Annotated in this window: 11 protein-coding genes and 1 pseudogene; all 12 read right to left on the bottom strand. The window is 37.7% G+C overall.

What is annotated here, in order from left to right:
- Nucleotides 1-98 precede the first annotated feature (98 nt).
- The gene (locus V7083_RS20725) at nucleotides 99-290 is read right to left on the bottom strand and encodes a hypothetical protein (protein ID WP_335481495.1); all 192 of its coding nucleotides are present in this window, start codon (nucleotides 288-290) and stop codon (nucleotides 99-101) included.
- Nucleotides 291-396: 106 nt separating this feature from the next.
- Nucleotides 397-1,218: an MBL fold metallo-hydrolase gene (locus tag V7083_RS20730; RefSeq protein WP_335481497.1), complete on the bottom strand. Its 822-nt coding sequence runs from the start codon at nucleotides 1,216-1,218 to the stop codon at nucleotides 397-399.
- Nucleotides 1,219-1,340: 122 nt separating this feature from the next.
- The gene (locus V7083_RS20735; protein ID WP_335481499.1) at nucleotides 1,341-1,682 is read right to left on the bottom strand and encodes a hypothetical protein; all 342 of its coding nucleotides are present in this window, start codon (nucleotides 1,680-1,682) and stop codon (nucleotides 1,341-1,343) included.
- 159 nt (nucleotides 1,683-1,841) lie between these two features.
- Complete coding sequence (locus V7083_RS20740) at nucleotides 1,842-2,858, bottom strand: oxidoreductase (RefSeq protein ID WP_335481501.1); 1,017 nt, start codon at nucleotides 2,856-2,858, stop codon at nucleotides 1,842-1,844.
- A gap of 99 nt (nucleotides 2,859-2,957) precedes the next feature.
- Complete coding sequence (locus tag V7083_RS20745) at nucleotides 2,958-3,869, bottom strand: PTS system mannose/fructose/sorbose family transporter subunit IID (RefSeq protein ID WP_335481503.1); 912 nt, start codon at nucleotides 3,867-3,869, stop codon at nucleotides 2,958-2,960.
- 18 nt (nucleotides 3,870-3,887) lie between these two features.
- Nucleotides 3,888-4,694 carry a PTS mannose/fructose/sorbose transporter subunit IIC gene (locus V7083_RS20750; RefSeq protein WP_335481504.1) on the bottom strand — a complete coding sequence of 269 codons (807 nt, stop codon included), beginning with the start codon at nucleotides 4,692-4,694 and terminating at the stop codon, nucleotides 3,888-3,890.
- Nucleotides 4,695-4,721: 27 nt separating this feature from the next.
- Complete coding sequence (locus tag V7083_RS20755) at nucleotides 4,722-5,693, bottom strand: mannose/fructose/sorbose PTS transporter subunit IIA (RefSeq protein ID WP_335481506.1); 972 nt, start codon at nucleotides 5,691-5,693, stop codon at nucleotides 4,722-4,724.
- Between the two features lie 404 nt (nucleotides 5,694-6,097).
- Nucleotides 6,098-6,469, bottom strand: coding sequence for a DUF956 family protein (locus tag V7083_RS20760; protein WP_335481507.1), 372 nt, complete (start codon nucleotides 6,467-6,469; stop codon nucleotides 6,098-6,100).
- A 389-nt stretch (nucleotides 6,470-6,858) separates the two neighbouring features.
- Nucleotides 6,859-7,407 (bottom strand): DUF2179 domain-containing protein, encoded by a 549-nt coding sequence (locus V7083_RS20765; RefSeq protein WP_335481509.1) that lies wholly within the window; start codon nucleotides 7,405-7,407, stop codon nucleotides 6,859-6,861.
- A gap of 209 nt (nucleotides 7,408-7,616) precedes the next feature.
- A complete protein-coding gene (locus V7083_RS20770; RefSeq protein WP_335481512.1) occupies nucleotides 7,617-7,823 on the bottom strand; it encodes a DUF6199 family natural product biosynthesis protein in 207 nt (68 codons plus the stop codon).
- A 354-nt stretch (nucleotides 7,824-8,177) separates the two neighbouring features.
- Nucleotides 8,178-9,248 (bottom strand): tetratricopeptide repeat-containing glycosyltransferase family 2 protein, encoded by a 1,071-nt coding sequence (locus V7083_RS20775; protein ID WP_335481513.1) that lies wholly within the window; start codon nucleotides 9,246-9,248, stop codon nucleotides 8,178-8,180.
- A 308-nt stretch (nucleotides 9,249-9,556) separates the two neighbouring features.
- Nucleotides 9,557-9,766 (bottom strand): annotated as a pseudogene (locus V7083_RS20780) (collagen-like protein); the annotation flags it as partial.

The raw sequence follows: 9,766 nt of genomic DNA on the forward strand, positions 1-9,766 counted from the left end.
GAACCACTCTATGTTCCCTTTTTAGGTGTGGTATTTTCTTTTTAAAGTCTAATAGATCTGTCTAAGAATAAAAAAAGGAATGCTCAGCAGCATCCTCATTAAAATCCTCCACTATTATGTTGATCATTTCGAACATTGTGCATAAATGACTCCATATAAACCCTTTCTGAATCTGACACATGCTTCGCATTCTCTTCAGGGTCAAAATCACGAATCCCTTTTCGCTTATATACCCAATCGACGATATATCCAAATACGAATAGTCCACCAATTATCACGAGCCATCCCATTCATGAGCCCTCCTTTTTCATCATCAAAGGGTAATTCTGAAAAAGCTAGTTCGCATGGCTTCCCTTTACTATATTGTATGCTATTAGGGGAGAATTTCCAATATTTTTAAAATATCTTTTGGTGCCCGAAAAGAACTGAATTAACAATATGCACGGAATCCCATTCACCAGATGAAAAACGAACAATAGGATATTTTCTTGGAAAAAGTGTGGCATTTATTTGCTCTGGCGTCTTACCTTCATCATTAAGCTTCAAAATTTCCCCCTGCAGGTCAAGCAAATATTCCAACTTTCTTTTTAACGCCGAGCGTCCATCGTTCAAATACCCAGCATGACAGCAAAACACATCATCAAAATTATAGGTTAATACCTTTTTCAATGATTGGATAATGTCTGGGATGCTTTCCTCTCTTAGGATCACCTTTGTTTTCTCCTGACAATAGAGATCCCCTGTAAAAAGTTGACCCGTTTCGTTATTCAAAAAAGCCAGGTGATCTTTGGAATGCCCCGGTGTCTTGATGACGGTCCATGTCGCATTACGAGAAGTAAAAGTCTCTTCAATAGGTTGTGCACGAAACGGCCGTCGTCTCCCCCAATACAATTGACGATATAACGGATAATCCGGCTTTTTTTTACAATAATCAATCATCATAGCACTCATATACAGCGGTACTTCAAGTTCTTTCTGCAGAAAAGCGGCACAACCCGTATGATCTTCATGATAATGCGTCATCACGACTTGCTGAATCTCCAGTTGTTTAAAAAATGAGATAAACCCCTTCTCCAATGACTTTGCCCCTGTATCGATCAACACTCCGTCGAGGAAAAAACAATGGACATTGAGTTTTACACCTTGCAACGAGAGCGACCCATTCCCCAGCCGGACACCATTTATTGAATCCTGGGCAAAATTCTTTTTAACCAACATAGATTCATCCCCCATTAACCATCCTTTTTCTCATAGTAACACAAAATGAATGACTATTCATAATATTTAAAAAGAAAAACAAAAGACCTTCTCTTCTTTAACGAAGTAAGGTCCCTAATTTTTTATTCGCTAATCACACTATTTTGTTGTGCTTGATATAGTCTTATAGCTTCCTCGCTGATTTCCACTGTATCCTGTTGTTGCTTGACTGTCTGCTGTTGATCACTTGTGCTTTGATTTTGTTTAGATTGTAGTTGCTGGATTTGCAAATCAATCTGTTTCACGGCTTCTTGGTATTCCTGTATTTTTTTTTGCTTCGTTTTTGCATCATCTTTTGACATATTCAATTGCTGAATCTCTTGCTGCAGCTTTTGTTTCTGCTTTTGTAAATCCTTGATGGCACTAGATAAATCATTGGCTGTTTGACTAGTGTAGCTTGAATTACTTACAGATGAAACTTGCATATGGTCCCTTCTCCCACTTTTATTAATCCTCTTTTTTAAATCTTGCAGTCTTTATTTTATGATATCCCTTAAACCTTAATATTTTCTTAATTTTCAACATAGAAAAAGGCCTCTCATCAGTTCAGCAAACTGAAAAGAGACCTTTTAGAATCAGCCATGTTAACGCAAGTCTTTAACGCCATTTTCCAATATTTCCATTTGAAGTAACGTCTGTTCGTCTGTAATAGTTTTATCTTTACCATTTATGATGGCTTCATATAAATCATCATATACTCTTCCATAATCACCATTTACGGATTTTACTTTTTCTTCGTGGATTGTACCTTCTTCGTCAATATATGTAAGTACACCATAATGATGGATGGTATCTACACCAAAATCTTTGTGATCAGGCATGTAAAATAACTTTAAATGTTCTTCCTGACGATCCTTTGTTTCCTTCACAAAGCTTCCCTTGTTGCCGTATACGACAAAACTTGGTCTTTCTTTAAGTCTAAAATAACTGGATTTTACAGATACTTTTAACTTACCGTAATATAAATCCAGATCAAAATAATCATTCATTCTTCCTTGTCCTAAAAGTTGCCTTACATCGTAATGGATATGATCCGGCTTGCCAAAATAGCTAATCACCTGATCCAGTGTATGACAGCCATGTCCATATAAAAATGAAGAACCAGGATCAAAAGAATGAACAGACTCTGGTACTTCGGGACGAAAATAATCGTAATGCACTTCAACTTCAAGCATGTCCCCAATTTTTCCTTCTTCAATGACCTTTTGAACAGTTAAAAAATCACTATCGAAACGTCTGTTTTGATACGCCTGAACAATTAATCCTTTCTCTCTTGCCATTGCAAATATTTCTTTTGCCTGTTCTGAGGTTTCCATAAAAGGCTTTTCAACCAAACAGTTCTTATGATGTTCTAATACTAATTTTGCGTATTCATAATGGCTGTCGGTTCTTGTGCAAATCACAATGAGTTGAATGTCCTTGTCATTTAATAATTCATCTAAATCGGAAGTATAATTGACTCCTGGAATCCTGTCCCAACCTTCATTCTTAGAATTTCTTTGATAAATGGTTTTGACCTTTATATTCTCTCTTTGCAGTACAAATGGCAGATGATATCTGTTCGTGCTTTTTCCATTTCCAATATAACCTATAGTTAGCATAGCTACCCCCTAAAAATTTATTATTACTATTCTCAACCCCATTGTCATACGAGAAAAACACCTCCCAAAATTGATATCAGGAGGCGCTCTTTATTTCTATTACATTAAGTGGATTAAGTGGAATACAATACCAACCACGAATAATCCAAGAATCATAACGATTGGAGAAACTTTCTTCTTAAGTAACCACATGCAAAGGAATGTAATAAGCAATCCAGCAAAACCAGGGATTAAGCTATCCAAGTTGCCTTGTAAAGTCGTTACTTTAACAGGTTCTAATGAAAGACCAGAAGCTTGTTGTTGTAATGCTGATTTAATACCTTCCGCACCTGCAGGTAGGTTTTTCCAGTCGATGTAAGCACCTTTGGAAAGTTTAACTTCGGATACAACCGGCGCGAATTTTACTGATACCCAACGGTTAACTAATGAACCAAGGATGAACATACCAAGGATGGATGCACCTTTTGTAATATCTTGAAGTAATCCGCCAGATAAGTCATCGGAAATTTTAGAACCAGCTTTGTAACCAAATTCTTGTGTATACCATGTGAAGCCCATACGAATGAGATTCCATAATACGAAGAAAATAATCGGTCCAAGGATATTACCAGTCAAAGCTAGAGAAGCGCCTAATGCACCAAGGATCGGTCTAACCGTGAACCAGAAAACTGGATCTCCGATACCTGCTAAAGGCCCCATCATACCGACTTTAACCCCTTGAATGGCTGCGTCGTCAACCTGTGTGCCATTTGCGCGTTCTTCTTCAAGCGCTAATGTTACACCAATAATAGGTGAAGCAACATATGGGTGAGTATTAAAGAACTCTAAATGACGTTTTAGTGCAGCTGCACGTTCTTCTTTAGTTGTATATAAGCGTTTGATTGCTGGAATCATCGTATATGCCCAGCCACCGTTTTGCATACGTTCATAGTTCCAAGAACCTTGAAGGAAAGTGGAACGCCACCAAACTGAAATACGATCTTTTTTGGATAATCTTAATTCATTTGCCATGTTTATGCTCCCTCCTTCTTAGTAACTATCAATAATATCGCCTAGTGGATCACCAGTGTTTCCGTTTCCGCCCTTACCTGAACCGCCTTGTTTAGAAAGCGCTAAATAGATAAGTGCAAGAGCCACACCGATTGCCCCAAGACCGATAAGTGTAATTTGTGAAATACATGCTAATACAAAACCAATAACGAAGAACGGCCATACTTCTTTTGTAGCCATCATGTTAATAACCATTGCATAACCAACAGCTACGACCATTCCCCCTCCGATTGCTAATCCGTCTGTTAACCAAACTGGCATTGAGCCAAGTAAGTCTTTAACCGGACCTGCACCAACAGCTACTATTAATAGAGCTGGGATGGCAATACGTAAACCCTGCATGCAGATTGCAGCGATTTGCCAAAATTCAACTTTTCTGATGTTTCCTTCTTGAGCTGCAGCATCCATAAAGTGCACGATGGCTGTTGCAAGAGTACGAACGATGATGGTTAATAAAAGACCAGCAACTGCAAGTGGAACAGCAATCGCGATTGCAGAAGCCACACCAGCTTTACCTTGTCCACCTAAAACTAAAATAATGGCAGATGCAACTGAGGCTAACGCAGCATCCGGTGCTACGGCAGCTCCGATGTTTGCCCAACCTAAAGCGATCAATTGAAGCGTACCACCTAAGATAAGACATGGTACTAAGTTTCCTGTAACTAAGCCAATTAACGTACAAGCAACCAGTGGTTGGTGGAATTGGAATTCATCCAAAATTCCTTCCATACCAGCTAAAAATGCTACGATAAAGACTAATATTATTTGAATCACATTCAAATCCATGTTATTAATCCTCCGTTTTCTCTGGAATTATTTTTGTTTCTTTAGCTCTTCTTGAGCCTTCTTAAGAATTTCGTTCATGTCGCCTTTTGAATCATTCGGAACTTTACGTACATCGAAATTCAAACCAATTTCTTTTAACTTTTTGAAAGTATCAATATCAGCTTGGCTAAAGGCCAACACTTTATTCGGTTGAACTTTACCAGGTGAGTGTGCCATCGAACCAACGTTGATTGTCTTCAATGGAACGCCGCCCTCAACCGCTCTGAGTGCATCTTGCGGGTTTTCGAATAAAAGCAACGCGCGCTGGCCGCCAAAGTGTTTATCATCTTTTGCAAGTTCGATCATTTTATTGATCGGAACAACGTGTGCCTTTACACCTGGAGGAGCAGCTTGTTGGATTAATTTCTTACGAAGATCATCCTTTGCTACTGCATCAGATACAACGATGATACGTGTAGGCTGTGTTGTTTTTGTCCAAGCAGTTGCTACTTGTCCGTGAAGTAACCGTGAGTCGATACGTGCTAACACGTATTCAAATTTACCAGGTGCACCTGCATTTGAAGGTTTAGCAGCAGCTGCAGCAGCTGGGGCTGCTGGTTCTAATGCTTCAGGTTGTACTTTAACCCCTTCTTTTGCTGTGCCCAAAATATGTGCAGCAATTTCATGTGCTGTGTTCATTGAGAAGCGTGATGCAAATGCTTCAATCAACATTGGCAAGTTTAAACCAGCAACGATTGCCCACTTGTCTTTATGATCTTCTAACAAGCTATTGGCTTGGTTGAAAGGAGTACCACCCCAAAGATCGACTAAGAATAATACTTCGTCTTGGTTGTCGAAAGAGGCAATTGCTTCTTTCATTTTTGCTTTAACATTTTCAGGTCCTTCGCTCGGCATCAATGTTACAGCTTTTACATTTTCTTGTTTTCCAAAGATCATCTCTCCAGATTGCAAGATACCATTGGAAAATTCACCGTGACTTGCAATGATAATTCCTACCATCTTTTTACCTCCTATATAAGTATTTTTTCGGCTCATCTAAAGCGGTTACAGTTTCAACAAAAGCAATAAAAAAGGCATGAGCAAAAAGTAGATCAAATGAAGATATGGGTATAGATTGCCCCTTATCCTTCATTTCAATCAATACTTTTCACTCATGCCTGATCGAATCAGTAACACGTAAAAAATAATGGCGATGTTATTTAAATTTATTTTGCAAACGCTGTAAATGAAATGTTTAAAAATAGCTTCTGCATCAATACAATCTTTTCAATGTTTGCTGCATCACTTTAATGAGCTTACATGAGAAATTATAGCACAGGAAATATTCCGCTTTCAAGAGGGAAATTTTTTTGGATTTGTCTAAATTAAGACATTTTCCAACCTGTCAGGATTTTAAGAACTAATTACCTTTTAAATTTGCTCCTCACGCCGCGTTTAAGCACATCAAAGAAACTTAATGATTGAACCATCCGACTGGGATCCACGGATTCCCGAATGACTCGCAAAACCTTTTTCGGATCTTTAGACGAAAATGTATACGTCCCATTTCGCTTCGTTTGGATCGCATAACGTGGAATCCATTTCCCTTTGAACATGACTGAAGCGATTACATAATCCACTTCTTCCCAAGGAATCTGAATAAACTTCCGGGCATCACGACTATTGAAGAATTCAAATCCTTTATCTCCGATCATGATTTTACCATATTCCGCAATTCCCATATGTGAGGTTGCATCTATAACTAAATCGACTTTGCTATTGATTGATTGGACCATTTAAACTACTCCATTTCATTCTTTAATAAAACATTATTATACCCTTTTTATGACTTTAGGCAAAAAACACTTGTGACAATTTCTTTTCTAAAATTATTTTGGGATACCCGCCATTTTTGGAATGGTCGATGTTGCCAATACATAGAACTAAGAACATAATTTTATATCGCAGTGGGAGGTTGAATTGAAACTTCACTAAAGCCCCCCTTTTAACTTAAAGGACTTTCCTTTATTTTAATGATGTTAAAGGAATAATACTGTTTCAATTTTGTGAAGGGGGAAACTTCTTGAATATCCAAACCCCAAAATGCGCATAAAAAGAAGGCCTCCCAACAAATTTACAAACTGTTGGAAGACCTTCTACAATAGACGACTTACAAAAATAATCTCTAATGAAGTTTAATAGTGGTATCTTTTCTCAAATGCTTTTTCATCGCTTTAATGAGATAGCCACCTTTAAATTTACGAGGTTCATAAGAGATGATAAATGCCTTTGGCTCGTATTCTTCGATTAGATTCATCACTTCATTTTCACGATTTCGCTTTGTTAGGATTTCTAATTGGAATCTTTTACTATCCCGCCCCATCCCTTCAAAGACAGTAACCCCAAATCCTTTTTCCCGCAATAAAACAATAAGCTCTTGATTCATATCCATTAAATTCACAACCAAACAAGTGTAGCCAATGGCCAGTTTGCTTTCAATGCGTGTACCAATGTATAATCCAACGCCAAAACCGATCGCATAGACGACCATTTCAGCAATGCTTTGGTGACCCGAAAAAACTAAAGAAAGCCCGAATACATAAATAAGGGCCTCAAGTGTTCCAAATGTTGAGGCAGCTACACTCATATTTTTCACTAAAAAAATGGTCCGAAGTGTTAAGACAGGAACATAGAGTAATTGAAGAGCAAAAATTAAAATAAGATTGGTGAACATATGTAACTCCCTTTCTATTGATTGATCTTCTATAAAAAGATGTTTCAAACTATCCCATACATTTTATCATGTTAGGAAATAATAGGCATTTAATTATAAAAAAGGCCTTCCACCCGTTTTGAAAACGGATGAAATGCCTTTGAATTACATACCTCTTAAATTGCCCTGTACAGAAAAACCAAAGATAGTCTTGTTAAGTTTGGTTTCTGTCATTTCATTATTAAAATCGTTACGGTTGCGAATATACCTCCAATTAGGATCACACTGCCACCAATTCGGATGAGGTTTCTATAGATAATTGTCGGCTCTGTGCTGTTCTTAGTTTTCCATGATTCCGATATTTTCCAAACGGTATCAGGTTTAACCAACATGATAGCTCCCATGACCACTAAAAAGAGCCCTGCCAACCATTCCATATAAAACATCTCCCTAATAAAATTACATCTTTCCTCTCCCATATTTTACTACCTAAAGTAAGACTCAGATAGACCTGTTCTTTTAAAATCACATGCAAAAAGGATCATAAGAATAGAAGCCTCTCAATAGTTCGGTAAATGCTTGCTTTCAAGCTAAATAAGATTTTCCCCTTCCTCAAATTTATAGGCATAGTACATAGCAAACATATAAACACAAGGATAAAACCTAAGCCATTGATAATCCACCACTGCTGCAGCTTCTTTTATTTTACCGAGAAAACGCGGAAGCCAAGTCCAGCAAGCATAGTTAATCATCCTAAAATTGTCTTTTGTTAATTAAAAACTGAACCGACTTTATTGTAATAGATGTTCTAAATAATGCTTATTATGAAGAATACTTGGATGATCAGGATGGTATTGCCGGGCAATCTCGTTATGTGCATAGGCTAGTGCGTGATTCCCTATTTGTGAGTAACAAACGCATAATTGTAAATGCGGAAGCCAAGTCCAGCAAGCATGGTTAATCATTCCCAAATTGTCTGTTGGCTTTTCGAGTTGAGTGGCCAGTTTGTACCAAAAAAGGGCTTGATAGGGGTGATTATTATGAAGGAATTTGTACCCTAATCTGCAGCAAAAATCAGCTCGAGGCGAGTCGTATTCAAAAGATTTTAATATAAAATGAAGCTCGCTTTCATGATCACCTATTGCATAATAACATTCGGCAAGCCTGCCACATGCAGAAATGTAATCTTCTACCCATCCATCATTAGTTGCTAAAAATTGTTTATAGTACTTGATAGCATCCTTAAGCTTATCGTGTTCAAACAGTTCATTTGCATAGTAAAATAAGTCTCTAGGAGAGAACTTTTCTCCGCGTTTTAGACGATTTTCATAGATACGGAGATTACGGTCAGAGTCGTGATGTATGCTGCAATGGGTAACAGCAACCTCGCTGTGTAGAATATTCCCCCAAACTTCCAAGTACTCGTGTACTACCCCATACCATTGGAAGTTATTTTTCCTTTTTACAAGACGATTACGTCGTAGGCTCGTAATGACTTTTCCTTTTTCATCAATGTTCAGATTATAATGCATGGTGACTGAATCAATGGTGGTGTCAAGTGTCTCCTTCAACGTTGAAAATTTTTTGCTATCATCTTTCATTAAAACATCATCCGCATCTAACCAAAAAATGTAATCCATTTTGGCGTTTTTAAAAGCAAAATTACGGGCTGCAGCAAAGTCTTCAATCCAATGGAAGTCTAGAATATGATCCGTATATTGAGATACAATTTCTTTCGTTTTATCTGTTGAACCTGTGTCTACTATAATGATTTCATCTACAAGGTCTTTTACCGAATCAAGACATCTTGCGATAGTGTCCTCTTCATTTTTTACAATCATGCAAAGACTAATTGTAATCATGTTTAATCAGCTCCTTTAACCCACGATTTTCCTATTTTTAAGTTACGTAAAAAGACAATTTAAGGTGTGTACAATCTTTGTAATTAGTTAAATAAAAAAATCAATTGCGCCCTCAATTTCATGCTGTACATAAAATTGAGGGGCGATTGATTGAAAGTTGTTTGGGCATACAAATTATTGAATTCCTTTAGTGCCCTGCGAACCACAAGTTTTTTCTCCAAATATTACTCCCTGTCCTCCTGGAACACTTGGCGCAAGCTTCGTACAAATTCACGCTGATTTTATGAGGGTTCCTTATCCATTCAAAACTAATTTAATTTTTTAATTACAATAGAAGCGTTTACGTTTGTTTGTGTGCCTCCAGCTAAAGTCTGAAGGGTAACTGCTGCAGAAGAACTATGATTTCGAAGGGTAAGAACATCTCCCGCTGCTATGGCGATTATAGCCTGACCGTTGTTTTGTTGAGTTCCGGCCCCTGAACCATAGACGGTACCTGCAACAGGTGCACCATTTAAAAA

Source organism: Bacillus sp. JJ1764, assembly GCF_036962145.1.
Classification (GTDB): domain Bacteria; phylum Bacillota; class Bacilli; order Bacillales; family Cytobacillaceae; genus Neobacillus.

Excerpts from the sequence above, each read along its gene's own strand:
- V7083_RS20735 (WP_335481499.1), bottom strand. The coding sequence starts at position 1,682 with ATGCAAGTTTCATCTGTAAGTAATTCAAGCTACACTAGTCAAACAGCC.
- V7083_RS20765 (WP_335481509.1), bottom strand. The coding sequence starts at position 7,407 with ATGTTCACCAATCTTATTTTAATTTTTGCTCTTCAATTACTCTATGTT.
- V7083_RS20775 (WP_335481513.1), bottom strand. The coding sequence starts at position 9,248 with ATGATTACAATTAGTCTTTGCATGATTGTAAAAAATGAAGAGGACACT.
- V7083_RS20745 (WP_335481503.1), bottom strand. The coding sequence starts at position 3,869 with ATGGCAAATGAATTAAGATTATCCAAAAAAGATCGTATTTCAGTTTGG.
- V7083_RS20740 (WP_335481501.1), bottom strand. The coding sequence starts at position 2,858 with ATGCTAACTATAGGTTATATTGGAAATGGAAAAAGCACGAACAGATAT.
- V7083_RS20755 (WP_335481506.1), bottom strand. The coding sequence starts at position 5,693 with ATGGTAGGAATTATCATTGCAAGTCACGGTGAATTTTCCAATGGTATC.
- V7083_RS20750 (WP_335481504.1), bottom strand. The coding sequence starts at position 4,694 with ATGGATTTGAATGTGATTCAAATAATATTAGTCTTTATCGTAGCATTT.
- V7083_RS20730 (WP_335481497.1), bottom strand. The coding sequence starts at position 1,218 with ATGTTGGTTAAAAAGAATTTTGCCCAGGATTCAATAAATGGTGTCCGG.
- V7083_RS20760 (WP_335481507.1), bottom strand. The coding sequence starts at position 6,469 with ATGGTCCAATCAATCAATAGCAAAGTCGATTTAGTTATAGATGCAACC.
- V7083_RS20770 (WP_335481512.1), bottom strand. The coding sequence starts at position 7,823 with ATGGAATGGTTGGCAGGGCTCTTTTTAGTGGTCATGGGAGCTATCATG.
- V7083_RS20725 (WP_335481495.1), bottom strand. The coding sequence starts at position 290 with ATGGGATGGCTCGTGATAATTGGTGGACTATTCGTATTTGGATATATC.